General features: G+C 64.7%; 26 protein-coding genes and 1 tRNA gene. 20 read left to right on the top strand and 7 right to left on the bottom strand.

The window, feature by feature from the left end:
* Window positions 1–15: 15 nt before the first annotated feature.
* The 8 genes from nrdR to JJB99_RS17765 all read left to right on the top strand — a co-directional run bounded on the left by nrdR (window position 16) and on the right by JJB99_RS17765 (window position 7471).
* On the top strand, window positions 16–498 hold the full coding sequence (gene nrdR / locus JJB99_RS17730) for a transcriptional regulator NrdR (RefSeq protein ID WP_027559574.1): 483 nt from the start codon (window positions 16–18) through the stop codon (window positions 496–498).
* Window positions 495–1643: a bifunctional diaminohydroxyphosphoribosylaminopyrimidine deaminase/5-amino-6-(5-phosphoribosylamino)uracil reductase RibD gene (gene ribD, locus JJB99_RS17735; RefSeq protein ID WP_200499926.1), complete on the top strand. Its 1149-nt coding sequence runs from the start codon at window positions 495–497 to the stop codon at window positions 1641–1643. The genes nrdR and ribD overlap by 4 nt, the downstream gene beginning before the upstream one ends.
* Before the next feature lies 1 nt (window position 1644).
* On the top strand, window positions 1645–2271 hold the full coding sequence (locus JJB99_RS17740; RefSeq protein ID WP_200499927.1) for a riboflavin synthase: 627 nt from the start codon (window positions 1645–1647) through the stop codon (window positions 2269–2271).
* Between the two features lie 63 nt (window positions 2272–2334).
* Entirely contained in the window at window positions 2335–2826 is a 492-nt protein-coding gene (ribH, locus tag JJB99_RS17745) for a 6,7-dimethyl-8-ribityllumazine synthase (RefSeq protein WP_018644625.1), read from the top strand.
* A 3-nt stretch (window positions 2827–2829) separates the two neighbouring features.
* Complete coding sequence (nusB, locus tag JJB99_RS17750) at window positions 2830–3324, top strand: transcription antitermination factor NusB (RefSeq protein WP_200499928.1); 495 nt, start codon at window positions 2830–2832, stop codon at window positions 3322–3324.
* 29 nt (window positions 3325–3353) lie between these two features.
* Window positions 3354–4352: a thiamine-phosphate kinase gene (gene thiL, locus JJB99_RS17755; RefSeq protein ID WP_200499929.1), complete on the top strand. Its 999-nt coding sequence runs from the start codon at window positions 3354–3356 to the stop codon at window positions 4350–4352.
* A 117-nt stretch (window positions 4353–4469) separates the two neighbouring features.
* Complete coding sequence (locus JJB99_RS17760) at window positions 4470–5078, top strand: hypothetical protein (protein ID WP_200499930.1); 609 nt, start codon at window positions 4470–4472, stop codon at window positions 5076–5078.
* A gap of 272 nt (window positions 5079–5350) precedes the next feature.
* On the top strand, window positions 5351–7471 hold the full coding sequence (locus JJB99_RS17765) for a sodium-translocating pyrophosphatase (RefSeq protein WP_200499931.1): 2121 nt from the start codon (window positions 5351–5353) through the stop codon (window positions 7469–7471).
* 85 nt (window positions 7472–7556) lie between these two features.
* Here JJB99_RS17765 and JJB99_RS17770 read toward each other — a convergent pair whose 3' ends face one another.
* Together JJB99_RS17770 and JJB99_RS17775 are read right to left on the bottom strand one after the other, a co-directional pair.
* Window positions 7557–8558, bottom strand: coding sequence for a Bug family tripartite tricarboxylate transporter substrate binding protein (locus JJB99_RS17770; RefSeq protein ID WP_200499932.1), 1002 nt, complete (start codon window positions 8556–8558; stop codon window positions 7557–7559).
* A 117-nt stretch (window positions 8559–8675) separates the two neighbouring features.
* A complete protein-coding gene (locus JJB99_RS17775; RefSeq protein WP_200499933.1) occupies window positions 8676–9161 on the bottom strand; it encodes an outer membrane protein assembly factor BamE in 486 nt (161 codons plus the stop codon).
* A gap of 98 nt (window positions 9162–9259) precedes the next feature.
* Between JJB99_RS17775 and JJB99_RS17780 the strand changes: the two genes are divergently transcribed.
* From JJB99_RS17780 to JJB99_RS17810, 7 genes are all read left to right on the top strand, one after another.
* Entirely contained in the window at window positions 9260–9823 is a 564-nt protein-coding gene (locus JJB99_RS17780; RefSeq protein WP_200499934.1) for a ubiquinol-cytochrome C chaperone family protein, read from the top strand.
* Window positions 9820–10389, top strand: coding sequence for a YceD family protein (locus JJB99_RS17785; RefSeq protein WP_200499935.1), 570 nt, complete (start codon window positions 9820–9822; stop codon window positions 10387–10389). The genes JJB99_RS17780 and JJB99_RS17785 overlap by 4 nt, the downstream gene beginning before the upstream one ends.
* Window positions 10390–10686: 297 nt before the next feature.
* Window positions 10687–11748 (top strand): phosphate acyltransferase PlsX, encoded by a 1062-nt coding sequence (gene plsX / locus JJB99_RS17790; RefSeq protein ID WP_200500201.1) that lies wholly within the window; start codon window positions 10687–10689, stop codon window positions 11746–11748.
* Complete coding sequence (locus JJB99_RS17795; RefSeq protein WP_200499936.1) at window positions 11745–12725, top strand: beta-ketoacyl-ACP synthase III; 981 nt, start codon at window positions 11745–11747, stop codon at window positions 12723–12725. Before plsX ends, JJB99_RS17795 begins: the two co-directional genes overlap by 4 nt.
* A 132-nt stretch (window positions 12726–12857) precedes the next feature.
* The gene (locus JJB99_RS17800; RefSeq protein ID WP_018456841.1) at window positions 12858–13199 is read left to right on the top strand and encodes an integration host factor subunit alpha; all 342 of its coding nucleotides are present in this window, start codon (window positions 12858–12860) and stop codon (window positions 13197–13199) included.
* Between the two features lie 25 nt (window positions 13200–13224).
* Window positions 13225–13800 (top strand): MerR family transcriptional regulator, encoded by a 576-nt coding sequence (locus tag JJB99_RS17805; protein WP_200499937.1) that lies wholly within the window; start codon window positions 13225–13227, stop codon window positions 13798–13800.
* Window positions 13801–13924: 124 nt separating this feature from the next.
* Window positions 13925–14002, top strand: a tRNA-Pro gene (locus JJB99_RS17810).
* 399 nt (window positions 14003–14401) lie between these two features.
* On the opposite strand, the gene JJB99_RS17815 is transcribed toward JJB99_RS17810, so the two are convergent.
* Window positions 14402–15034: a TetR/AcrR family transcriptional regulator gene (locus JJB99_RS17815; protein ID WP_200499938.1), complete on the bottom strand. Its 633-nt coding sequence runs from the start codon at window positions 15032–15034 to the stop codon at window positions 14402–14404.
* A gap of 122 nt (window positions 15035–15156) precedes the next feature.
* Here JJB99_RS17815 and JJB99_RS17820 point away from each other — a divergent pair, with 122 nt between their 5' ends.
* Window positions 15157–16131, top strand: a complete 975-nt coding sequence (locus JJB99_RS17820; RefSeq protein WP_200499939.1) for an alpha/beta hydrolase fold domain-containing protein — start codon at window positions 15157–15159, stop codon at window positions 16129–16131.
* Between the two features lie 108 nt (window positions 16132–16239).
* Here JJB99_RS17820 and JJB99_RS17825 read toward each other — a convergent pair whose 3' ends face one another.
* Window positions 16240–16479, bottom strand: a complete 240-nt coding sequence (locus JJB99_RS17825) for a hypothetical protein (protein WP_200499940.1) — start codon at window positions 16477–16479, stop codon at window positions 16240–16242.
* A 329-nt stretch (window positions 16480–16808) separates the two neighbouring features.
* Between JJB99_RS17825 and JJB99_RS17830 the strand changes: the two genes are divergently transcribed.
* From JJB99_RS17830 to JJB99_RS17840, 3 genes are all read left to right on the top strand, one after another.
* The gene (locus JJB99_RS17830) at window positions 16809–17717 is read left to right on the top strand and encodes a dihydrodipicolinate synthase family protein (RefSeq protein WP_200499941.1); all 909 of its coding nucleotides are present in this window, start codon (window positions 16809–16811) and stop codon (window positions 17715–17717) included.
* Window positions 17718–17853: 136 nt separating this feature from the next.
* Window positions 17854–18825, top strand: coding sequence for an SDR family NAD(P)-dependent oxidoreductase (locus tag JJB99_RS17835; RefSeq protein ID WP_200499942.1), 972 nt, complete (start codon window positions 17854–17856; stop codon window positions 18823–18825).
* Window positions 18826–19099: 274 nt separating this feature from the next.
* On the top strand, window positions 19100–20212 hold the full coding sequence (locus JJB99_RS17840; RefSeq protein ID WP_200499943.1) for an alpha/beta hydrolase family protein: 1113 nt from the start codon (window positions 19100–19102) through the stop codon (window positions 20210–20212).
* Window positions 20213–20323: 111 nt separating this feature from the next.
* Here JJB99_RS17840 and JJB99_RS17845 read toward each other — a convergent pair whose 3' ends face one another.
* Complete coding sequence (locus JJB99_RS17845; protein WP_200499944.1) at window positions 20324–20830, bottom strand: MarR family winged helix-turn-helix transcriptional regulator; 507 nt, start codon at window positions 20828–20830, stop codon at window positions 20324–20326.
* Window positions 20831–21235: 405 nt separating this feature from the next.
* Between JJB99_RS17845 and JJB99_RS17850 the strand changes: the two genes are divergently transcribed.
* Window positions 21236–22759, top strand: coding sequence for a porin (locus JJB99_RS17850; RefSeq protein ID WP_200499945.1), 1524 nt, complete (start codon window positions 21236–21238; stop codon window positions 22757–22759).
* A gap of 321 nt (window positions 22760–23080) precedes the next feature.
* On the opposite strand, the gene JJB99_RS17855 is transcribed toward JJB99_RS17850, so the two are convergent.
* Both JJB99_RS17855 and JJB99_RS17860 read right to left on the bottom strand, forming a co-directional pair.
* The gene (locus tag JJB99_RS17855; protein ID WP_246775284.1) at window positions 23081–23578 is read right to left on the bottom strand and encodes a GcrA family cell cycle regulator; all 498 of its coding nucleotides are present in this window, start codon (window positions 23576–23578) and stop codon (window positions 23081–23083) included.
* A 73-nt stretch (window positions 23579–23651) separates the two neighbouring features.
* Window positions 23652–23849: a hypothetical protein gene (locus JJB99_RS17860; RefSeq protein ID WP_007603456.1), complete on the bottom strand. Its 198-nt coding sequence runs from the start codon at window positions 23847–23849 to the stop codon at window positions 23652–23654.
* Between the last annotated feature and the right edge of the window lie 78 nt (window positions 23850–23927).

Raw genomic sequence — 23927 nt, forward strand, 5'->3', positions numbered from 1 at the left:
GGCCAAGGCAAACGGATGCGCTGCCCGAACTGCAACAGTCTCGATACGCAGGTGAAGGACTCGCGTCCGACCGAGGACTCTTCCGTGATCCGCAGGCGGCGCGTCTGCGTCGCCTGCGAATTCCGCTTCACGACTTTTGAGCGCGTGCAGCTGCGCGAGCTCACGGTGATCAAACGCAACGGCCGCCGCGTGCCGTTCGATCGCGACAAGCTGATGCGCTCGGTGCAGATTTCGCTGCGCAAGCGCCAGGTCGAGCCTGAAAGGGTGGAGAAGATGGTCTCCACCATCGTGCGCGAGCTCGAGACCGGGGGCGAGGCCGAAATCTCCTCCGAGGTGATCGGCGAGACCGTGATGGAGCATCTGCGCACGCTCGACGATGTCGCCTATGTGCGCTTCGCCTCGGTCTATCGCAATTTCCGCGAGGCCAAGGATTTCGCCGACGTGCTTGGCGAACTCTCCGGTGAGGAGGAAGCGCGGCTCGCCGCGATCCGCAAATGATCTTCCGCATCCTGGAAGATCAGTTTGCGGAGAAGGCCCGCGAGGCCAGGGACGCCGATCGTCGCTTCATGCAGCTCGCACTGGCGCTCGGTCGCCGTGGGCAGGGGCGCACCTGGCCCAATCCGGCCGTCGGCGCCGTCATCGTCAAGAACGGCGTCATCGTCGGCCGCGGCTGGACCCAGCCGGGCGGACGGCCGCATGGCGAACCCGAGGCGCTGCGGCGCGCGGGCGAGGCCGCGCGCGGCGCCACGCTCTATGTCACGCTGGAGCCGTGCTCGCATTTCGGCAAGTCGCCGCCATGTGCCGATGCGGTGATCGCGGCCGGCATCACGCGCGTGGTCGCCGCGATCGAGGATCCCAATCCTGAGGTCGCCGGCCAGGGCCACGCACGGCTGCGCGCCGCCGGCATCACGGTGGACGTCGGCCTGTGCGCGGCAGAGGCCGCGTTCGATCACGCCGGTCATTTCCGCCGCATCTGCGACCACCGCCCGCATGTGATCCTGAAGCTCGCGGTCTCGCCCGATGGCAAGATTGGCGCTGCCGGCGGCAAGCCGCTCGCGATCACCGGCGAGGCCGTGCGCGATCGCGTGCATCTCTTGCGCGCGCAGTGCGATGCCATCCTGGTCGGCATCGGCACGGTGCTGGCGGACGATCCGCAGCTCAACTGCCGCCTGCCGGGCATGGCGGCGCGCTCGCCGGTGCGCGTGGTGCTGGACCAGAGCCTGCGGACTCCCGCATCGAGCCAGCTCATGCGCTCCGCGCGCGAGACGCCGCTTTGGGTGGTGGGCTCGGAGCTTGCCGAGGCGGCGGCAGCGACGCGGCTTGGCGCAGCCGGCGCGCAGATCATTCGTGTAGCCCCGGGCAGTGCGTCCGGGCTCGATCTTGCAGCCCTGCTGCATGCGCTGGCCGGGAAAGGCATCTCGCGGCTGATGGTCGAGGGCGGCAGCCGCGTGGCAGCGTCCTTTGTGGCGGCCGACCTGGTCGACGAGATCTGGCTGTTCCGCGGCGCCGAAGCGGTCGGCACCGACGGCGTGGCTGCGCTCGATGCAATGCCCCTGTCGAAAATCACGCAGTCGCCGGCCTACAAGGTTCATGCTAGCGAGACCTTCGACCGGGATACTCTCACCATCTACGAGCGCACCTAACATGTTCACCGGCATTGTCACCGATATCGGCGAGATCGTCGGCTTCACGCCGACGGCGCAGGGCCAGTTGCACCGGCTGCGCATCGCCTGCAGTTATGACCAGACCACCATCGCCGACGGCGCCTCGATCGCCTGCAACGGCGTTTGTTTGACGGTGGTCGCTTCCGGCGTCACCGGCGACAAAGACTCTCCTCAAAGGACCTGGTTCGACGTCGATGCCGCTGCCGAAACGCTGGCGCTGACGACGGCGAAGCACTGGAAGGCCGGCACACGGCTCAACCTCGAGCGCGCGCTCAAGATCGGCGACGAGCTCGGCGGCCACATCGTCGCCGGCCATGCCGACGGCATTGCGACCCTGGTCAGCCGCGAGGACCTGCCCGACATGGCGCGGTTCGAGCTCTCGACCATGCGCGAGCTGGCGCGCTTCATCGCCACCAAGGGCTCCATCACGCTCGACGGCGTCTCGCTGACGGTCAATACGGTGACGGACGTGACCTTTTCGGTGCTGATCATCCCGCACACGCTTGACGTCACGACGATCGGCGGCTGGAAGGCGGGCGACGAGGTCAACATCGAGGTCGATCTGATGGCCCGCTACGCGGCGCGGCTGACGGAAATGACGGTTTAAAACTTGGCTTACTTGCCTGCGGCGACTACATAACGCGCCGACCCCAGTAGAACGGATTGAACGATGGCAGACGCGCGGCGCGCACCCCTGAAGGATCAGACCGACATTTCCGGCGCCCGCGCGCTGATTGTCGAGGCGCGGTTCTATGACGATCTCCAGGACGCACTTCTGGACGGCGCGGTCGCCGAGCTGAAAGCGGCCGGCCTGACGCATGATGTGATCACGGTTCCCGGCGCGCTGGAGATCCCGGCGGCGGTGGCCATTGCAGTCGACGCCGCTGCGGCGAACGGCAAGCCGTATGACGCGGTGATCGCGCTCGGCTGCGTGATCCGCGGCGACACCATCCATTTCGAGATCGTCTCGCAGGAATCTTCGCGCGCGCTGATGGATCTTGCGGTGGCGCGCAAGCTGCCGCTCGGCAACGGCATTCTCACCGTCAACAACGAGGACCAGGCCTGGGCGCGGGCGCGCGCCAGCGAGCTCAACAAGGGCGGTGACGCCGCGCGCGCCGCGCTGGCGATGCTGCGGATCAAGCGCCGCCTGGCGCGGGCCTGAGCCATGGCTGACATCAAGAAACCAGCGGGCCCGGCGGAGAAGAAGGCGAACCGGCGCGGTGCGGCGCGGCTCGCCGCCGTGCAGGCGCTGTACCAGATGGACATTGCCGGTGCCGGCATCAACGACATCTTTGCCGAGTTCGAGAGCCACTGGCTCGGCAACGAGGTCGAGGGCGACACTTACCTGCCCGCGGAAGCCGCGTTCTTCCGCGACGTTGTCTCCGGCGTCGTGCGCGACCAGAAGAAGCTCGATCCGCTGATCGACGAGGCACTGTCCAAGGGCTGGCCCTTGAAGCGGATCGAGGCGATCCTGCGCGCAGTGCTGCGGGCAGGGGCCTATGAATTGGAGCATCGCAAGGACGTGCCGGGCCGCGTCGTGATCTCCGAATATGTCGACGTCGCCAACGCCTTCGTCGACCGCGAGGAGACCGGCATGGTCAACGCCGTGCTCGACCAGATCGGCCGGCAGTTTCGCGGTGATGAATTCGGGCGAGGGTAGGGCGGCGACGGAGGTTGGGACCGACATCGATGGCGACCTCGAGCAATCCTTCCGCGGAAGACTCCCTCATCGCGCGCTATTTCAAGCCGCTGGCGACGGATCCAGGCGCGTTCGGACTGGTCGATGATGCCGCGGTCCTGTCCTCATCCGGCGACGACATCGTCGTCACCACCGACGCCGTCGTCGAAGGCGTGCATTATCTTGTCACCGATCCGCCTGATACCATCGCGCGCAAGGCGCTGCGGGTGAACCTCTCCGACCTCGCCGCCAAGGGCGCTGTGCCCGCCGGCTTCGTGCTGACGCTGGCGCTACGCAGCAAGGAGGACGCCTGGCTGCGGCCGTTCGCGGATGCGCTGGGCGAGGATGCGAAAACCTTCGCATGCCCGCTGCTCGGCGGCGACACGGTCTCGACGCCGGGGCCGCAGATGATCTCGATCACCGCCTTTGGCCGCGTGCCGAAGGGCCGCATGGTCGGCCGCGCGGGCGCAAGGCCCGGCGACCGCATCCTGGTGACGGGGACGATCGGCGATGCCGCGCTTGGCCTCGACGTGCTCACCGGCGGCGCCGTGGCCGCCGCGCTCGCCTCCAATGCTGCCGCAAGCCAAGCGCTGATCTCGCGCTACCGCGTGCCGCAGCCGCGCAATGCATTGGCGCTGGCCGTCCGTGATCATGCGTCGGCTGCAATGGACGTCTCTGATGGCCTCGCCGGCGATCTCACAAAACTCTGTGCCGCGTCCGGCGTCTCGGCCACCGTCAACGTGGCGGGCGTCCCCCTCTCAGCCGCGGCGGCAGGCCTGACGGCGCGCAACGTCGTCGGCATCGAGGCGCTGCTTGCCGGTGGTGACGATTACGAGGTGCTGTGCACGGCGCCGCCGGCGCGGAGCGATGCGTTGGTGGCCGCGGGCCGGGCAGCGGGCGTGGCTGTCACCGTGATCGGCACGATCGTCGCAGGCCATGAGCGGCCGCGCTTTTGGGACGGGCAGGGCCGGGAACTGGCCCTGACGCGCCTGTCGTACAGCCACTTCTGAATTCAAGTCCGCCTTGAATCCCATCGGCCCGCCGGCTTTTCCGGTGCCGCAACCCCGGCGACAGCATGCGGATGTATCAGGCCCTCCGATGCAAAAGCAGCCAATGGACATGATTCGATGACGGCGGCCGTTTCGAATGTGGGCGAGGCGCGGGTTGTTCCCGGCAGGGAGTGCGGAAGCTGCACGCTCTGCTGCAAGGTCTACAATGTGGTCGAGCTCGGCAAGGCCGCCGGCAAATGGTGCTCGCATTGCAAGCCGGGCCGGGGCTGCACCATCCATGACAATCTGCCGCGCGAGTGTGCGGCGTTCAATTGCCTCTGGAAAACCATGCCGGCGCTGTCCGTGCAATGGAAGCCCGACCAGTCGAAGATGGTGCTCACCTTGCACCCTGAAACCAACAACATCCAGGTCGTGGTCGATCCCGGCCAGCCATCGGCCTGGACCCGGCAGCCCTATCACGGCCAGCTGCGCGCATTGTCGAAGAACAACATGCCGAAGGGCCGTCTTGTGGTGGTGTTCGTCAACGACCTGGGGAGGCTCATCCTGCCCGACCAGGATGTCCAGCTCGGCGTCCTCACCCGCGAGCAGGTCGTTTCGGTGACGCAGGAGGCCGGTCCCAGCGGCGCTGTCTACGAGATCAAGATCTTCAACCGGCGCACGACGGCCGACGGGCAAACGCTGGAAATCGCCTCGGCGTCCCGTCATCCCGCAAGGTCCGCCGCCTGAGGCGGCAGGGACCAATCCTCCTTGCCGTATCGAAGCACAGCTTGCAGGCATTTCCGCACGGCGGGCGTCTTCGACCTAAATACCTGCCCGGATCGACGTTTTCCGTCGCTTCCGGCGTTGCACCCTCAATTTGATTTTGGCAAGCTTGGCGCCGACTGGGGCCGTCCCTTCGGGCGAGGGACGGCCTTGTTCAAAATCAAGGCGCCGCACCGCACGACGGACAACAAAAGGCGCCGGGGGTACGTTCATCAAGGATCTGAGGCAAAAATCACATGACAGCATTATGGTTGATCGTGCTCTGCGGAGTGCTTTCCGTCGTCTACGCGATTTGGGCGACGTCTTCGGTGTTGAGCGCGGATGCGGGGTCGCCGCGCATGCAGGAGATCGCGGGAGCCGTGCGTGAAGGCGCACAGGCGTATCTGCGGCGCCAGTACACCACGATCGGCATGGTCGGCATCGTCATCTTCGTGCTGCTTGCCTATTTCCTCGGGCTTTATGTCGCGGTCGGCTTCCTGATCGGCGCCATTCTTTCAGGAGCGGCCGGCTTCATCGGCATGAACGTCTCGGTTCGCGCCAATGTGCGCACCGCCCAGGCTGCGACGACGTCGCTCGCCGGCGGTCTCGAGCTCGCCTTCAAGGCGGGCGCGATCACCGGCATGCTGGTGGCCGGTCTCGCGCTGCTCGGCGTCACCCTCTATTTCGGCTTCCTGGTCCATTCGCTGAAGCTCGCGCCCGATAGCCGTACCGTGGTCGATGCCATGGTGGCGCTCGGCTTCGGCGCCTCGCTGATCTCGATCTTCGCCCGTCTCGGCGGTGGCATCTTCACCAAGGGTGCGGACGTCGGCGGCGACCTCGTCGGCAAGGTCGAAGCCGGCATTCCCGAGGACGATCCGCGCAACCCGGCCACCATCGCCGACAACGTCGGCGACAACGTGGGCGACTGCGCCGGCATGGCCGCCGACCTGTTCGAGACCTATGCGGTGACCGCGGTCGCCACCATGGTGTTAGCTGCGATCTTCTTCGCCAAGACGCCGATCCTGTCCAACATGATGACGCTGCCGCTCGCGATCGGCGGCATCTGCATCATCACCTCGATCATCGGCACGTTTTTCGTCAAGTTGGGCGCCAGCCAGTCGATTATGGGCGCGCTGTATAAGGGCCTGATCGCAACCGGCATCCTGTCCCTGATCGGCATTGCCGGGGTGATCTACGCCCTGATCGGCTTCGGCAAGCTCGAGGGCGTCGACTACACCGGCATGGCGCTGTTCGAATGCGGCGTGGTCGGCCTCGTCGTCACCGCGCTGATCATCTGGATCACCGAATACTACACCGGCACCGACTATCGGCCGGTGAAGTCGATCGCCCAGGCCTCGGTGACCGGTCACGGCACCAACGTGATCCAGGGCCTCGCCGTCTCGATGGAGGCGACCGCGCTGCCCGCGATCGTCATCATCGCCGGCATCCTGGTCACCTATAGCCTCGCCGGCCTGTTCGGCATTGCAATCGCGACCGCCACCATGCTGGCGCTGGCCGGCATGGTCGTCGCGCTCGACGCCTTCGGCCCGGTCACCGACAACGCTGGCGGCATCGCCGAGATGGCGGGCCTGCCGAAGGAGGTGCGCAAGTCGACCGACGCGCTCGACGCGGTCGGCAACACCACCAAGGCGGTGACGAAGGGTTACGCGATCGGCTCCGCCGGTCTCGGTGCCCTCGTGCTGTTCGCGGCCTACAACCAGGACCTCAAGTTCTTCGTTGCGGACTCCGCGCATCACCCGTACTTCGCCGGCGTCAATCCGGACTTCTCGCTGAACAATCCTTACGTCGTGGTCGGTCTGCTGTTCGGCGGCCTGCTACCTTATCTGTTCGGCGCGATGGGCATGACGGCGGTCGGCCGTGCGGCCGGCGCAATCGTCGAAGAGGTGCGCCGCCAGTTCCGCGAGAAGCCGGGCATCATGCAGGGCACCGACAAGCCGGACTACGGCAAGGCGGTCGACCTGCTGACCAAGGCGGCAATCAAGGAGATGATCATCCCCTCGCTGCTCCCGGTGCTGTCGCCGATCGTCGTCTATTTCCTGATCTACGCGATCGCGGGCGGCGGCGCGGCCGGCAAGTCGGCGGCATTCTCGGCCGTCGGCGCCATGCTGCTCGGCGTGATCGTGACCGGTCTGTTCGTCGCGATCTCCATGACCTCGGGCGGCGGCGCCTGGGACAACGCCAAGAAGTACATCGAGGACGGCCATTTCGGCGGTAAGGGCAGTGATGCCCACAAGTCCGCGGTGACCGGCGACACCGTCGGCGATCCCTACAAGGACACGGCGGGCCCCGCGGTGAACCCGATGATCAAGATCACCAATATCGTGGCCCTGCTGCTGCTGGCGATCCTGGCGCACTGAGCAGCGCAGATGCGACAACACAAAACCCCGCGGTGCGAGCCGCGGGAATTCGATGCTGCGCATCGCCCCGGAATGACGCTACGCCTCACTGCACATCCATCTGCAGCCCTTCCTTCTGGATGATGCCGGCGAACTTCTTCGTCTCGGCGTCCACGAAGGCGGCGAATTGCTCGGGCGTGCCGTAGTCGGCGCGGGCGCCCATGGCGACGATCTGCTTCTTGATGTCGTCGCGCTCGAGCATCGCCTTGATCTGGAGATTGAGCGCTTCGAGCACAGGTGCCGGGACGCCTTTCGGCAGGAACACCGAGAACCACGACGACACGTCGAAACTGGCAAGCTCCGGCGCGCTCTCGCGCATGGTCGGCAGGTTCGGCGCGAGCTCGCTGCGCTCGGGCGTGGTGACGCACAGGCCGTTGAGCGTGCCGTTCTGCACTTGCGGCAGGCTCGGATAGAGATTGTCGAACAGGATCTGGATGTCGCCGGCGAGCGCAGCCTGCAGCGCGGGGCCGGCGCCGCGGAACGGGATATGCGTCATCTTCAGGCCGGTGAGCTGCAGGAACCAGGCACCGGTGAGATGAGGGCTCTGGCCGACGCCGGAGGAGGCGTAGCTGAGCTTGTCCGGGTTGGCCTTCAAATACGCGACCAATTCGGCAATCGATTTGATGCCGGTCTTCGGATGTGCCGAGACGATGTTCGGGATCCGGATCATGTTGGTAACAGGCTGGAGCTGGTCCGGCTTGTAGGTGAGGTTCTTGAAGATGCTGTAGGCGATCGCGTTCGGTCCGGGATTGCCGATCAGGATGGTGTGGCCATCGGGCCTGGCGCGGACCACCTCGGCGGTGCCGATCGTGCCGCCGCCGCCGGAGCGGTTTTCGACCACGGCCGACTGGCCCCAGGCGGTTTGCAGATGCGCGGCCAGAAGCCGGCCCATGACGTCGGTGGAACCGCCGGCCGCGGCCGGCACGATGATGCGGACGTTCTCGGTGGGCTTCCAGTCGGCCAGGCTCGATCGCGGCAGGATCGCCGCGGCCGAGAGGCCGGCAGCGGCGGTCAGCACGCGACGGCGGGACAACAAACTATTGGGCACGAATCCACTCCCTGCTTCTTGTTTTGCAGGGAGCGTAGGGAAGGCCGCGCGCAACGGCAAGCCGCGCGCGGCGGCAAGCGCCGAACGGACAGCGGCAGGACGCCGCAGGCTGAAAGATCAGTTGAAGCTCAGCAGCTTGAACAGCGGCGCAAGGTAGCTCATCTCCTGGCCCGACGTCGCCGTGGTGCGGCTGATGAAGTCGAAGATCTTGCCGTCTTGCAGGCCGTAATTCGCCAGCCGGCGCACGCGCCGGTTCTTGTCGAAATAGATCGCGATCACGCGCTGATCGACCACCTTCTGGTTCATGAAGGCGACCGGACGCTCCGAGCGCTGCGAGATGTAGTAGAACACTTCGCCGTCGAGGGTCGCGACCGTGGAGGGCGTCCCCATCACGATCAGCACCTGATCCTGGCTCGCGCCGATCGGGATTTGCTCGAGCGCGCCGGGCGGCAGGATGTAACCCTTCTGGAACTGCTCGCCGGTGCAGCCCGCAAGCGCGCCACCGACCAGAGCCACGGCCGCGAGCATGCGCAGGCCGCGCCAGCGTGCAAAAAGGCTGCGCTGCTTGTCGGCGCGCAGGCTGGTCTGGTTCGTTATCGTCATAGCGGAACTGATTCCGTCCCCTTGCGTCGCGCGAGGCGCTGAAGTACCGGGCGGAGGCTCTGAATGCAACACGCGCGCGCCCGCTTGCGGAAACCACAATGCTTTGGCCGTTCAATCACTTCAGGAAACCCCGGCTAGCCCCGGCCGGCACCATTGAAGCCATCTATGGCATGATCGTGACGCAGGCGCGAGAACCCATATTTTACCGCGACTTGGGGGTGCCCGATACGGTTAACGGGCGTTTCGACCTGTTGCTGCTGCATCTCTGGCTGCTGCTCCGCCGCCTGCGCACGGTCCAAGGTTCGCCCTACGGCGCCACCGCACTGTCGCAGGCGCTGTTCGACCGCTTCTGCGAGGACATGGACGACAATCTGCGCGAGATGGGGGTGGGCGACCAGACCGTGCCGAAGCGGATGCGGGCCTTTGGCGAGGCATTTTACGGCCGGGCGCAGGCCTATGACCAAGCCATGGCTAGCGATGGCGAGGCGCTGGCAGCGGCGATCTGCAAGAATATCTTGAATGGGATCGGTATGGACCATGCCCGGCAGCTCGCGGCCTACGCCAAGGCCAGCGAGGCCGATCTGGGCCGGACCGGCGAGGCCGCGCTTCTCGGTGCCGCCTTCAAGTTTCCCCCGGTGCTGCCTAAGGATGTCGCGCCATGAACCGACCGAAGACCGGATCCGAGCCCGATCCCTGGCGGGCGCCCGTGATCGTTGCCCAGATTCCCGACACGGGCGTGCATCGCGAACTCGAGGCGTCAGCCGCCGAGCGGCAGGCCATGGCGGATCTGGCCAGCCTTCGCGAGATCCTGTCCGCCCAGGCCAGCTTCGAGGTCGTGCCGAAGAGCGGCGGCCGCTACCAGGTCACGGGACATGTCCGTGCCCGGATCGGCCAGACTTGTGTGGTCACGCTCGATCCGATCGAAAGCGAGATCGACGAGGAGGTGGACCTGATGTTCGCACCCGAGGCCGAAGCGCGCCGCCTCGCCGACCTGATCGAGGAAGGCCAGGACGACCGGGAGCCGCCGGAGGTCGTTGATCTGCCGGAGGCGATCGTTGGCGGCATCATCGATCTCGGCCGGCTTGCCACCGACGCACTGTTCCTGGCGGTCGATCCGTATCCCCGCAAGCCGGGGGCAGTGTTCGAGGCGGAGATTGCCGCGCCCGATCCCGAGGACCATCCGTTCGCGGCGCTGAAGGCGCTCCAGGACAAGAAGAAGGGCCAATAGCTGCCGATTTGCGTAAGACCGCTTGCCAGCGAACGCGAGGCGTTTGCGGCAGTGGTTTGAAAGGCAGGCTCATCTATTTGATTTTCTGGAAATTTCTTGTGATTTCGCCGGTCCGTGGCCGGATCGCCCCGAATGCAAAAGGCTGGGGGCAAGAGGTTGTTTCGGGATAACAAAACGCTATTGTCGCGCCCCGGTTCGGGTGCGACGTGGCACTTGACCGGTCGCCCCGTTCATGGCGAACCCATTATGCGGTCCCGCTCGTTCAGGACCGCACCAGACCAGGTTTCCAGGACTTCTATGTCAAGCAAGGTTCGCATCGCGCTCGACGCCATGGGGGGCGACGCCGGCGCCGCCGTGGTCATTCCTGGCGCCGCCATCTCGCTTGGCCGGCATCGCGACACCGAATTCTTGCTGGTTGGTGACCGCGCCAAGATCGAGCCTGAGCTCGAGAAGCACCCTCAGCTCAAGGCCGCCTCGAGGATCATCCATACAGAAATTGCCGTCAGCGGCTCGGACAAGCCCAGTCAGGCGCTACGGCGCGGCCGCAAGACTTCGTCGATGTGGCTGGCCATCGACGCCGTGAAGAAGGGCGAGGCGGACGTCGCGGTCTCCGCCGGCAATACCGGCGCGTTGATGGCGATGGCCCGGTTCCACCTGCGCACGCTGCCCGGCATCGACCGCCCGGCCATCAGCGCAATATGGCCGACCAGGCGTGGCGAGTCGGTCGTGCTCGATCTCGGCGCCACGATTGGCGGCGATGCGCGCCATCTGGTGTCGCTCGCGATCATGGGCGCGGCCATGGTGAGCGTGGTGTTCGACAAGAAGCGCCCCACGGTCGGCCTGCTCAATATCGGGACCGAGGAGATCAAGGGGCACGAGGAGATCCGCGAGGCCGGCGAGATCCTGCGCGCGATGAACCTGCCGGAACTCGATTATGTCGGCTTCGTCGAAGGTGACGGCATCGGCAAGGGGGTCGCCGATGTGATCGTGACCGAGGGCTATAGCGGCAACATTGCGCTCAAGGCTGCCGAGGGAACCGCGCGCCAGATGGCGGACTTACTCCGCAACGAGATTCAGCGGAGCTGGCTGTCCAGGCTCGGTTACCTGTTTGCCCGCAATGCCTTCCAGGCGCTGCGCGACAAGATGGATCCGAACAAGTCGAACGGTGGCGTGCTGCTCGGGCTGAACGGGCTTGTGGTCAAGAGCCATGGCGGAATCAACGCCGAAGGCTTTGCCTACGCGATCGATGTTGGCTATGAGATGGCTCACTACGATCTCCTGAACAAGATCAATCAGATGCTCAACCGCGAGGGTGGTGCACTCAATTCGGTGCAGACCGCGCAGGAGGCTGTTTCGTGACTCAAATTCGTTCGGTCGTGCTCGGCTGCGGCTCTTATCTGCCGGAGCAGGTGGTGACCAACGCCCAATTGGCGGCGCGCATCGACACGTCCGACGAGTGGATCGTGCAGCGCACCGGCATTCGCGAACGGCACGTCGCGGCCGAGGGCGAATTCACCTCGCATTTGGCGACGAAGGCGGCCCAGGCCGCGCTCGCTGATGCCGGCGTGGACGCCCAGTCGATCGAGCTGATCGTGCTGGCGACCTCGACGCCGGACAATACGTTTCCTGCGACCGCCGTCGCCGTGCAGCATGGGCTCGGCATCAACCATGGCGCGGCCTTCGACCTCCAGGCGGTGTGTTCCGGCTTCGTGTTCGCGCTCGCCACTGCCGATAATTTCCTGCGCACCGGCGCCTACAAGCGCGCGCTGGTGATTGGCGCGGAGACCTTCTCGCGCATCCTCGACTGGAACGACCGCGGTACCTGCGTGCTGTTCGGCGACGGCGCCGGCGCAGTTGTGCTGGAGGCGCAGGAGCAGCCGGGCAAGGCTGCGACCGACCGCGGCATCGTCACCACTCACTTGCGCTCCGACGGCCGCCACAAGGCAAAGCTGTTCGTCGACGGCGGACCGTCCTCGACCCAGACCGTCGGCCATCTGCGCATGGAGGGCCGCGAGGTCTTCAAGCATGCGGTCGGCATGATCACCGACGTGATCGTCGATGCCTTTGAGGCGACGGGGCTCAATGCCGACAGCATCGACTGGTTCGTGCCGCACCAGGCCAACAAGCGAATCATCGACGCCTCCGCGCATAAGCTGCATATCGCTCCGGAGAAGGTGGTGCTGACGGTCGACCGTCACGGCAACACCTCGGCGGCCTCGATCCCGCTGGCGCTGTCGGTGGCCCGCAAGGACGGCCGCATCAAGCGCGGCGACCTGGTTCTGCTGGAAGCGATGGGCGGCGGCTTCACCTGGGGCTCCGCGCTGGTGCGCTGGTAGCAACAGTCGATAAAATTTTGCCGGAATCCGCGCGGATTATCGATGCGCCTGCATTGATGAGCGCTGTTGACCGCTGTATCGTAACCTCATAATTTCAGACAACAATTGTTCGCCGTGATGTGGGGCAGGGCGATGACCGATCAAAGTAAAACCGTAACGCGTGTCGATCTCTGCGAAGCCGTCTACCAGAAGGTGGGCCTGTCGCGCACGGAATCGTCCGCCTTCGTGGAACTCGTGCTGAAGGAGATCACCGACTGCCTTGAGAAGGGCGAGACGGTGAAACTGTCCTCGTTCGGCTCCTTCATGGTGCGCAAGAAGGGCCAGCGCATCGGCCGCAATCCGAAGACCGGCACCGAGGTGCCGATCTCGCCGCGCCGGGTGATGGTGTTCAAGCCGTCGGCGATCCTGAAGCAGCGGATCAACGCCCAGCACCGCACCAATGGCGATGCCAGCAAGGCGCAACCCGAGGCGTAATCGCCTTTCGGAAAGGATCTAGCATTTGGACAAGGCGCCGGATGCGTTCCGAACCATCAGCGAAGTAGCGCAGGAACTCGACATTCCGCAGCACGTGCTGCGGTTCTGGGAGACGCGATTCTCCCAGATCAAGCCGATGAAGCGCAGCGGCGGCCGCCGCTACTACCGCCCCGACGACGTCGACCTGCTCAAAGGCATCCGCCGGCTGCTCTATGGCGAGGGCTACACCATCCGCGGCGTGCAGCGGATCCTGAAAGAGCACGGCGTCAAGTCGGTACAGGGCCTCGCCGACAGCGCGGCCGCGGTCTCGTTTGGCGCCATCGAGGACGCCATCGGCCAGAGCCTGATGGAGCCGGACGATGAGGCGCCGATCAAGGGGGTCGCGGATACCGACGATGACGACTACCAGGGCGATGAAGAGGAAGGCATCGACTTCCGCTTCGCCGAGATCGACGACGAGGAAATCCTCACCACCTTCCGCAAGGGCGGCACTGCGGCGCCGTCCGGTCCGAGCGCGCTGGACCGCGAGCGGCTGGGCCGGGCGCTCGCCGACCTCGTCGCCTGCCGGGAGATGCTGGACCAGGCGCTGAAGGACGGCTGAGGCGGTTTTCGCCGGCTTTGCGGCCGGTTCCTCGGACGTCGGCCTCCGCCCGGTAGAGAGAGCCAGCAAAATGGTGTGACCTCGCCTTGCGCAAAGCGGCGATCCTAGCTAATGGAACGGCATTCGGAGCGTGGCGCAGCCCGGTTAGCGCACTAGTCTGGGAGACTAGGGGTCGGAGGTTCAAATCCTCTCGCTCCGACCATTTTCTTCTCAAATGGACCAAAGCTTTGCGCGATTGCGGCGTTGTGCGGGCACTGCTGCTCGGGCGGCGCTTTGCCGCGCGCCCAAGTCCGGACGACGAATGTGATCTGACGCGGCCCCATCGCGTCCGCGATGGAAGCCTGCGCGCTCTCCAGCCGTTTGGCCAATCCGCTGGCGCTCAGGTCCAGCACCGCATCGGCGGCCAAAAGGGAGATCGACAGGACCGCGATCGCCGCAGCGACGGCCATCGCCTTCCATTCTGGTGACTGCATTAGTTGACTTTCTCAGGTACTTGTCCGCCTGCACGGATAGGTGGGGCGTTTTCGCCAGGTTCAAGCCCCGGGGCACGCTCGCGCACGCGTTCTTGAAGTGCGACAGATCTGTAACAAGGCGGCGCGTGTTACGCCGACGGCCGCAGATATCCGACAACCATCCTAGTTGTCTCGTCCACCAGCGTCTTCACCGTCTTCTCCGACAGCATCCCGGCCTGGTGCAGCACCGTGTTGTGCGCGACCGCCTCGATGGCACTGGCGCAGATGAAGGTCGCGATGTCGAGGTCGATCTTGCGCATCTCCTTGCGGCGGCTTTCGAAATAGGCGCGCACGAGGGCGTGGACCTCGTGATTGAAGGCTTCGACTTCGGCAAGCCGCCCCGAGCGCGGGATCTGCTCGGCGAGGACGCGATGCAGTTCGGGATCGATGTGATGGGCCCCGATCGCGACGGTGACGAGCCGGCGCACCGCTTTCTCGACCGGCATGTCCGCGACCTCGACGAAAGCGGCGCGGACGATTGTCATGATCTCGCCGTTGTGACGGTCGATCACGGCGGCGACCAGCGCCTCCTTGCCCGGAAAATACTGGTAGAGCGAGCCGACGCTGACGCCGGCGATCTCGGCGATGCGGTTGGTGCTGGTCTTCTCAAAACCTTCGCGGACCAGAATGCGAGCGGTCGCCTCGACCAGCGCCTCGACGGTGGCGCGCGAGCGCGACTGCGAGGCATTTTTCCGGGGCTTTGTCGGCGGCTTGCGCGCCATAAGCTTGCGATCCCGAATGCGAGTGGAAAAAGCGAGTGATCGCTCGCATTATATCCGCGAGCGGCGGCCTTTCGGCAAGCCGCTTTGTCGCCATATGGATGCTGAACCAGGCGGAGTGGACCATGAGCGTTGCAAGACTTGTGTCAGCCTTTCAGTTCTGCCCTGATACCTGCGTGTTCGGTGCGCGGGCGTCGCGCGATCCCGCGCCGAGCCTGCAAAGCCGCGCCTTCAACCTGCTGCTGCGACAGCTTCCGTACAAGGAGCGGCTCGCATCCGCCGAGGCGGTGCAGGCTCATGTACAGAAGCTCGCGCTGCAGCCGGCCTCGTTCGAGCCGACGGGGCTTGGCCGCGGCGTCGAGGCGACGCTGACCAAGATGGGCGGCTGGCCGGTCTATTACACCGCGCCGTCCTCCGGCCATGAGGGCTGCAACTTCGTCATGTTCCTGCATGGCGGCGGCTACATCAACGAGATCGTGCCGGCGCATTGGCGCTTCGTCGGCGAGATGACGCGCAAGGCGGGCGTCGTTTGCGTCGTGCCGATCTATCCGCTGGCGCCGCGCGCCACGGCAAAAGACGTCGTGCCGGGAACGGCCGAGCTGTTGCGGATGCTGTTGGAGGACGCAGGGCCGGCAAAGGTCACGGTGGTCGGCAACTCGGCCGGCGCCGGGCTTGCGCTCGCCGCATGCCAATGGCTGCGCGATCGCCGTCATCGACAACCGGACCGGCTGATGTTGATCTCGCCTGCGGCCGATGCGTCTGTGAGCCGCCCCGAGCACGCCCAGATCGCCGCGCGCGATCCGATCCAGGACATTCCGGGGATCATCGAGGCGGCGCGGCTCTATGCCGGCGAGGTCGATGTCGGCCATCCCTTTGTCAGCCCGCTCAACGGTGCCTTTCGTTCGCTGCCGCCGATGACGATTTTTTCCGGGACGCGCGATCTGCTCTACCCCGACAGCGTCGATCTCGCCGAGCGGGCGCGGGCGGCGGGCGTGCCAGTCGAGCTGCATCTGCTCGGTGACCAGCCGCATAATTATGCGCTGATGCCGACGCCGGAAGGGCGGCAGGCGCGGTCGATCATCTTGCGGGCGGTGGCTTGAGGGAAAGCGTGATCATTGTCACGCAAGGCTCGATCAGTCTGGCGCTGGCGCTGTCCGCTCGGAGGGCAGCCCCGGGCGCTTCCTTGATGGACGTCGTATTGCAGGGTCTTAGGCGTGACTCTTGATCTCGTAACGGCCCGGCACGCATTTGTAACGCTCAAGGCGCCAATTGACGTGATAGATCGGATGCTCGCCCATCCATTTCGCCAGCGGTGCTTGTGCGCCGATCGCACACTGCATCATCGACATCTCGGGCGTCATGTTGCTGTCGGTCACGATTTCCTCGACGCAACTGCCTGAGCTGGCTGCGCTAAGCCGGCAGAGCACGGCTACCACGGTCACGAACATTCCAGTCACCTCATTCGGTCGTTTCTGACCACGAAGAGTATGCAAGCGGAGTGCCAGAGCCTGTGACGCCAACAACACGCTGGCCTGGCCGAATCGACCCAGCGTCCACCGTCATTTGACGATTCGGATTGTAAAAAATGCCCCTAAACCGAAGCCGGAGAACTACGGGGAACCCCCAGGAATAAGTGCAGGAATGAGCGATTGTGGGGGCAGCGCCGCGCTAGCCGCGCTTCACAACGAGCGTGCGGCCGATAGGCTTCGATGGCGTTGCGGAAACCCGTCAAAAGAGCGGGACCGCCGCGGGACCAAACGAAACGCGAGGGCAGAGCATGAAAGTACGACCGACAGGCGTGATCCCGCCGATGACGACGCCGTTCCGCAAGGACGGCGAGATCGACTTTGAGCTTGTAGCGCCGCAGGTCGACTGGATGATCGGTGCCGGCGCGCATGGCGTCGCCGCCGGCGGCTCGACCGGCGAGGGCCACACGCTCGATCACGAGGAATACCGCGACCTGATGGCGGCGACGGTCGCAGCGGTGCGGGGACGTATTCCCGTCATCGCCGGCATCATCGTCGATTCCACGCGCGATGCGATCCGCCGCGGCAAGCTCGTGCGCGACATGAATGTCGCGGCGCTCCAGGTCACGCCGGTGCACTATCTGTTCAAGCCGGACGACGAAGCGATGGTCTCGCATTTCCGCGCCATGGCCGATGAGACCGGCATGCCCATCATCATCTACAACGTCGTGCCGTGGTCGTATCTGTCGCCGGCGCTGCTGACGCGGATCATGACCGAGGTGCCGCTGGTGGTCGGCGTCAAGCAGAGCGCGGGCGACCTCAAGCTGTTTGCGGACCTCATGATGATGGCCCCGGACAAGCTGATCTACAGCGCGGTCGATGCCCTGATGTATCCGTCCTACACGCTGGGGGCCCACGGCTCGATCGCCGCGATCCTGAGCGCGGCGCCGCATGCCTCCGTCGCGCTGTGGGATGCGGTGAAGGCGGGCGACCATCCGCGCGCGCTCGACCTGCACGGGAAGCTGCTGACGCTGTGGAACGCGATCATTGCCGACAACCTGCCGGCCTGCACACGCTACGCGCAGATGCTCCAGGGCTTGCCGCAGACGTATCCGCGTGCGCCGATGCCGGAGGCCTCGCCGGCGCAGCAGGCCGCGATCCGCAAGGCGCTGGAGGCGCTCGGCGCGCTGAAGGGGCCACAAGTCGAAGCGGCCGAATAGTCCGCGGGCCGAAATAACTGGCATCGAACAGCCGCGCCGATCCGCTTTAACAGCGGATGCGGCGCTGCTACATTTTTTGCCAGCGCCCCGATGCTTGGCGCAGCCAAAGAAACATAAGGGGAGGGGCCGAGGTCCCATGAAGGATTTTGCAGGAAAGATCGCCGTGATCACCGGCGGCGGCACGGGAATGGGACGCGAGCTCGCGCGGCAGCTCGTTGCCGAGGGTTGCAATGTCGCGATGTGCGACGTCTCGGAGGCCGCGATGGCCGAGACGAGGCGGCTCTGTGAGGTCGAGAAGCTGCCGCAGGGCCTGCGCGTCACGACGCATGTCGCCGACGTCTCGATCGAGGATCACCTCAAGCGGTTTCGCGACGAGCTTGCCGAGCAGCAGAAGACGGACCGCATCCATCTCTTGTTCAACAATGCCGGCATCGGTGGCGGCGGCAGCCTGTTCACCAACACGCGCGAGCAGTGGGAGCGCACCTTCAACATCTGCTGGGGCGGCGTCTATCTCGGCGTGCGCACCTTCTTGCCGATGCTGGTGGCGGCGGACGAGGCCCACATCGTCAACACCGCAAGCGTCAACGGCTTCTGGGCCTCGATCGGCATGAACCAGGCGCACACCGCCTACAACTCGGCCAAGTTCGCGGTGAAGGGGTTTACCGAGGCGCTGATCAACGATTTGCGCCTGCACGCGCCACACGTCAAATGTTCGGTGGTGATGCCCGGCCACATCGGCACGTCGATCGTCTCCAATTCGCGCAAGGTGCAGAGCGGGGACGGCTCGGAGCGGCTCAACGCCGACGAGATCGCGCTGACCCGTAAGCGCATGGCCGCCGCCGGCGTGCCAGACGCAGACAAAATGTCGGATGAGGACATCCAGGCGGCCTTCGCCGAGCGCGCCCGCAGCTTTCTCGAGGATGCACCGACGACCGCCGCGCAGGCCGCGAAGATCATCCTCGACGGGGTCAAGGCGGAGCGCTGGCGCATTCTTGTGGGCGAGGACGCAAAGCGCCTTGACGAGCGCGTGCGCGCAGCGCCCGAGCAGGCCTATGACCGCGCCTTCTACGAAAGCTTGATCCAGGAGGTCGGCTGGCGCCTCGGCTGAGTCGCTTTGGCCGCTGCTGTCGACGAGCGCGCCTATGTAGGTATGATGGTTATCATGGCAAGGGACGCGCGGATTATTTTGCGTGCCACCTCTTGCCAGTTTGCTTGCCGGTTCGCCGCCTTATGACGAATTGGAATATCACGCATGCGGCATAGCCCATCGTTCAAGCGATGGTGATCTTGATGGGCTCTCAATTGACGCGCGGCAGCTTGGTCACGGAAGCAAAATAGTTTAGTCAATCAAGCGTAACGCGATGATTAGAGCGTAGCTCCCGATGATACCCGCATGCCTCTCCGACGAGTGGACCCTTTGCCCGGAGAGAGAGGACATCTCCGCTGAATTCACGAGGCTGCTCACCGCAGCCCAGGAGGGCGGCGCCACGATCGCAGAATGTCTGATGATCGCGCGGCAGCTCAAGCGGGGCGACGAGCAGTCCTGGCATCGCGAGTGGAAGAAGCTCGCACGCGTGAACCGGCAGCGCGCCGAGGCTGCGTTCGCGGAAGGCCACATGGCGACGGCGCAGCGCAACTGGCTGCGGGCCTTGAATTACTATGGTGCGGCGGCGATGCCGCTGGATCCGGCCGACGAGCGCCGCTGGGTTGCGGTGCTCGCGATGCAGGAATGCGCCCGTCGCTATCTTTCTGCGCGCGGCCCGGCCGGTGAAGTCGTGACGATCCCCTGGCTCGGCGGTCATTCCCTGCAAGGCTACTTGCTGCCCGCGCCGGCGGCGAGTGAGCGGGCTCCGACCGTGATCTGCATCGGCGAGCCCGGCCACCGCAAGGAGGAATTCCTGTTCAAGCTGGCGCCGCATGCGCGCGAGCGCGGATTCTCGATGCTGGCGCTGGACCTGTTCGGCGACCAGCGCGACGATTATCTCGACGCGCTGTTGCGGCGGCGGGATCTCGAGAGCGCGATTCCCGCCGTGATGGATTATCTGGAGACCCGCCGTGACGTCGATTTCGATCGCGTCGCGATCCTCGCCGACGGCTGGGGCTCTTCCTTCGTGGCGCGCGCGGTGTTGCAGGAGCCGCGGCTTGCGGCCGCCGTCTGCGACGGCGGCCTCTGGGACCTGCACGAGCGGGCCTTCTTCGCCAGCCGGTTCGCAATGAACGACGTCAGCATCGTCCCGGTGCCGCATGCGCCGCTGATGGCATCCGGCGCCGATTGTCCGGTGCTGATCACGCTGGGTGAGGACGGCTGGCTCAAGGCCGATCGGGCCCGTCAGATCGTCCAGACGTCCCGGCTCGGCAGCAGGTCGGATGTCATGCTCAAGGTGTTCACGGCGGCGGAGACCGGCGCAGCGCAAGCCCATGCGGACAATCCGAGCCTTGCCAACGAATACATCTTCGACTGGTTGGAATCGCGGCTCGGCATGGCGCGCGTCTAAAACGCGATGAGATTGGAATGAAACGTCATCGCGCTTAGCTTATGTCTGAGCATGATCTTTTCGGAACACCGCTTCGCACTTTTCCGGATCGTGCTTTAGCGGCGGCCCGCGTCAGAAGTCGAGGCTGAGGCGGACGCAGGCCTTCTCGAGACGGGTTTTCAGCATCGCGAGCTTGGTGGTGAATTCGGTGAGCTCGTTCTCGTCGAATTCCTGGAAGACGAATTCCTTGATGGTTTTGTACTGCTCGTTGAGGCTCGCCAGGTGCTTCTGTGTCTTCTCGGTCAGGGAGAGCCGGACCACCCTGGCGTCGGTCGGGGACGGACGCCGGCGCAGCAGGCCCTTCTTTTCGAGCAGCTTGGACTGGGTGGTGACGAAGGACGGATCGACGTGGAGCAGCTTGGAGACCACGTTGACCGGGATGCCGTCGTCCTTGTCGAGGTCGGAGATCGCCATCAGGATCAGCCATTGCGGGCCGCTGATGCCGAGCGTTCTGGCCCAGAACTGACGCAGCTCCTCCAGATACATGTTGATCGACGATATCTCCCAGGTGAAGCGCCTGATGATATCGAGATTTCCGATGGAGCGCAGGCGCGCTCCTTCCTTCCTCGTTGCGGACACAGCGTCACTCCCGTGATCTGATTCTTCTGGCTGGTGTCATGGAAGGCCATAGTCCACGCAAGCCTGCCCTGACGCAAGTGCAGAGCAGGGTAATTTGGTCACTAAAACTACAAAGATGACCGACTCAGCATACCGGTGCGGCGGAGTGTTGCTCGCGAGGCACAGGCTTAGTGAAACCACAAAGCTTATCAAATAAACTATTTTGATTAGCAGAATGACCCATGCATATTGATCCGTGACGGTGGGGGTACTCGATCGTCCCGTTGCAGGTGGTTCGCTCACGTCCCGCGCGTCGAATGCGGGTGTGTCCGAAAGCGCGAAGCGGCCGAGCGGATTTGAAGAGACGGAGATCTGGGGGGCCTCACGGTCCGGTCTTCGCAAAATGAGCAACTTGGAGGTTTTTAAATGAAAGTGGTGAAGAGCCTTTTGCTCGGCACTGCGGCGGGTCTGATCGCCGTCGGTGGAGCCCAGGCGGCCGATCTTCCGGTCAAGGCCAAGGCGGTCGAGTACGTGAAGATCTGCACGCTGTACGGCGCGGGATTCTACTACATTCCGGGCAGCGACACCTGCATCAAGCTCGGCGGCTATCTGCGTGCTGAAGTGGCGCTCAATGCCGGCGGCAACTACAACGCCCAGTACAACGGCGTGTTTGCGGCGAACAACCGCCTGACCAACTACTACTCGATGCGCGCTCGTGAAGATCTCAACATCGACACGCGCACCGCGACCGAGTACGGCGTGGTCCGCACCTACTTCGATGCGGTCTTCACCTGGACGACCGGCAGCTATATCGGCACCGGCTCTGCCACAGGTACCACCGCCTACAGTGGCACGGTGGCCGGCACGACCAGCATCAACCCGACGGACGGCGGCATCTCGGGCGGCGCGCTCGGCGTCTACTACGCCTTCATCCAGTTCGCCGGCTTCACCATGGGCAAGGCGGTATCGCAGTTCGACGCGCCCTGGATCAACTATCCCGGCAACAACTTCGACCAGCTGGTCGGCGGCAGCGGCTCGACCAACGGCGTCGCCCAGTTCACCTACACGGCTGATTTCGGCCAGGGCGTGACGGCCGCGATTTCGGCGCAGGACCAGACTCAGTTCTTCACGACCAACATCTGGAACACCGCCGGTATGAGCACTTCGGGCGTGCTCGGTGGCGCCTACGGCTCGAACGACATCGGTGGCACCCGATCTCCCGACCTCGTCGGCATGGTCCGCGTCGACCAGGCCTGGGGCATGTTCCAGGCGTCGGTTGCCGCGCACGACAACCACGCCGCCTACTATGGTGCGACCGAAGTCACCGGTCACCCCGAAGACAAGTGGGGCTGGGCCGTTCAGCTCGCACTGTCGATCAAGAACATCCCGACCGGTGCAGGCGATGTGATCAACGTCTCGGGCGTCTACACCGATGGCGCGAGCCGCTACAACTTCCAGTCGCTGGCTGCGACCAGCTACTCGATGTTCGGCAGCTCGAACGCGGCCTATCAGAGCATCGGCTTTGCCGGCGTGTCTGACGCGGTGTTCGGCCCCGGCGGCGGCATGGAGCTGACCAAGACCTACGGCTTCCGTGGTGCCTTCACCCACAACTGGAGCCCGTACTGGAACACGGCGCTGTACGGCGCGTGGGCTGCGGTCAACTACAGCGGCACGGCCAAGGGCCTGATCTGCGGCAGCGCCGCGTTCGCCACCCTGACCGGCACCTGCAACCCGGATTTCAATATCGGCCAGGTGGGTGTCATCACCCGCTGGACGCCGGTGAAGAACCTGACCTTCTCGGCTGACTTCACCTACAGCCATCTCGACCAGAAGTACTCGGGCGTGATCACGACCCCGGCACTGACGTCGGTTGCCAAGCCGGCGGCCACGTACGAGCTGAAGGACCAGGACACCTACAGCCTGCTGCTGCGCGCCCAGCGCAACTGGTAAGCTCAAGGTCGCTCCGATCCGATGAAGCCCTGGCGGGACACCGCCGGGGCTTTTTCCGGATGCGGCACGATTTCGGAAAAACGATGTGCCCGCGGCCGATGAAGACGAGCCATGCGATTCGATCGGCTTCAAACTTATTTACTTACCTGAGTTAATCAGCTATATAGTCTTCAGCCGATTACGAAAGTCACGGCTCTTAGCTTCACGCTAAGCCTCCAGAAACCTCCGGCGATGCCCCGCCGGAGGTTTTCGTTTTTTGGGCAGAGCGTTTCAAGCGAAGTGGATACCGGTCCGCGCAAAGAAAACGCGTCAGACAAGAAGCTAGCCGCGCATCGTGCGGACGCGTGAGTTCGGCCGGTAGGCGAGGCGGCTGTGACCGACGCAATAGGGCTGACCGTCGGGCGCAGTATTGCCGCAGAAACAGAAGTCCTCTTCGCCCGGGCTCGAGATCGGCCAACGGCAGTGGTTCTCGGACAATTCCAGCAGCGAGCAGCGATTGGCGTCGTCGATCGGCCCGGTCGTCACGGGTACATCGCTCTCGCCATAGATCGTGGCCAGCATCTCGTATTGCAGTCGCGGCACGGCGCGCCTCGCGCGGGCCGGCGCAAGCTCTCGCTCGAGCTTGCGGTCATCCCCCGATCTGCCGCGCGTCAGATTGAGCCGGGACAGCTTGCCGATCACGGCATTGCGGCTGACGCCGATGTCGGCGGCGATCTCGCGGCAGGACAGGCCGGCCTCGAAGTGCCGCTTCAGAAGTTCAATTCGTTCGTCAGTCCAAGTCGGTGAAGTCGGTGAAGAAGTTGGTGAGAGAACAGGCATTGTAACGGTCCCAGGTTTGCAGATGTCGGCCATCCGCATCGCAAGATCCGTCCGCCTCACGTCCGGCGCGCGCTCACGTCCTGCCATTGTCGCGAATCGACAAAAGCCCGTCCTTGATGGCGAGACGGATGCCTTCCTCGATCAAGGTACGTGCGACGCCGGGAACGCTGGTGCCGTGGGTGCCCTGTCTCACCAATTTCTCCAGATAGGTGATGGTCGAGAGCGCCAAGGTTACGGGAATGCGGTCAGTCTCGGCTTTTTCGGTGGCCATGGCCGAACGCTAGCCTCTTACTCAGGTACATAAAAGTAACGATTAAGACTCTATTTAGGTTCGGGGGTGGAAGTCAAA

The organism is Bradyrhizobium diazoefficiens (assembly GCF_016616235.1).
Classification (GTDB): domain Bacteria; phylum Pseudomonadota; class Alphaproteobacteria; order Rhizobiales; family Xanthobacteraceae; genus Bradyrhizobium; species Bradyrhizobium diazoefficiens_H.

Bases quoted from the DNA above. Each gene is read 5' to 3' on its own strand.
- JJB99_RS17785 (WP_200499935.1), top strand. From the start codon at position 9,820: ATGAACCGACCGAAGACCGGATCCGAGCCCGATCCCTGGCGGGCGCCC.
- JJB99_RS17830 (WP_200499941.1), top strand. From the start codon at position 16,809: ATGAAAGTACGACCGACAGGCGTGATCCCGCCGATGACGACGCCGTTC.
- JJB99_RS17840 (WP_200499943.1), top strand. From the start codon at position 19,100: ATGATACCCGCATGCCTCTCCGACGAGTGGACCCTTTGCCCGGAGAGA.
- ribD (WP_200499926.1), top strand. From the start codon at position 495: ATGATCTTCCGCATCCTGGAAGATCAGTTTGCGGAGAAGGCCCGCGAG.
- nusB (WP_200499928.1), top strand. From the start codon at position 2,830: ATGGCTGACATCAAGAAACCAGCGGGCCCGGCGGAGAAGAAGGCGAAC.
- JJB99_RS17815 (WP_200499938.1), bottom strand. From the start codon at position 15,034: ATGGCGCGCAAGCCGCCGACAAAGCCCCGGAAAAATGCCTCGCAGTCG.
- JJB99_RS17825 (WP_200499940.1), bottom strand. From the start codon at position 16,479: ATGTTCGTGACCGTGGTAGCCGTGCTCTGCCGGCTTAGCGCAGCCAGC.
- JJB99_RS17835 (WP_200499942.1), top strand. From the start codon at position 17,854: ATGAAGGATTTTGCAGGAAAGATCGCCGTGATCACCGGCGGCGGCACG.
- JJB99_RS17740 (WP_200499927.1), top strand. From the start codon at position 1,645: ATGTTCACCGGCATTGTCACCGATATCGGCGAGATCGTCGGCTTCACG.
- JJB99_RS17855 (WP_246775284.1), bottom strand. From the start codon at position 23,578: ATGCCTGTTCTCTCACCAACTTCTTCACCGACTTCACCGACTTGGACT.
- JJB99_RS17860 (WP_007603456.1), bottom strand. From the start codon at position 23,849: ATGGCCACCGAAAAAGCCGAGACTGACCGCATTCCCGTAACCTTGGCG.
- JJB99_RS17820 (WP_200499939.1), top strand. From the start codon at position 15,157: ATGAGCGTTGCAAGACTTGTGTCAGCCTTTCAGTTCTGCCCTGATACC.
- nrdR (WP_027559574.1), top strand. From the start codon at position 16: ATGCGCTGCCCGAACTGCAACAGTCTCGATACGCAGGTGAAGGACTCG.
- JJB99_RS17765 (WP_200499931.1), top strand. From the start codon at position 5,351: ATGACAGCATTATGGTTGATCGTGCTCTGCGGAGTGCTTTCCGTCGTC.
- JJB99_RS17850 (WP_200499945.1), top strand. From the start codon at position 21,236: ATGAAAGTGGTGAAGAGCCTTTTGCTCGGCACTGCGGCGGGTCTGATC.
- JJB99_RS17775 (WP_200499933.1), bottom strand. From the start codon at position 9,161: ATGACGATAACGAACCAGACCAGCCTGCGCGCCGACAAGCAGCGCAGC.
- ribH (WP_018644625.1), top strand. From the start codon at position 2,335: ATGGCAGACGCGCGGCGCGCACCCCTGAAGGATCAGACCGACATTTCC.
- JJB99_RS17760 (WP_200499930.1), top strand. From the start codon at position 4,470: ATGACGGCGGCCGTTTCGAATGTGGGCGAGGCGCGGGTTGTTCCCGGC.
- JJB99_RS17800 (WP_018456841.1), top strand. From the start codon at position 12,858: ATGACCGATCAAAGTAAAACCGTAACGCGTGTCGATCTCTGCGAAGCC.
- plsX (WP_200500201.1), top strand. From the start codon at position 10,687: ATGTCAAGCAAGGTTCGCATCGCGCTCGACGCCATGGGGGGCGACGCC.
- JJB99_RS17780 (WP_200499934.1), top strand. From the start codon at position 9,260: ATGCTTTGGCCGTTCAATCACTTCAGGAAACCCCGGCTAGCCCCGGCC.
- thiL (WP_200499929.1), top strand. From the start codon at position 3,354: ATGGCGACCTCGAGCAATCCTTCCGCGGAAGACTCCCTCATCGCGCGC.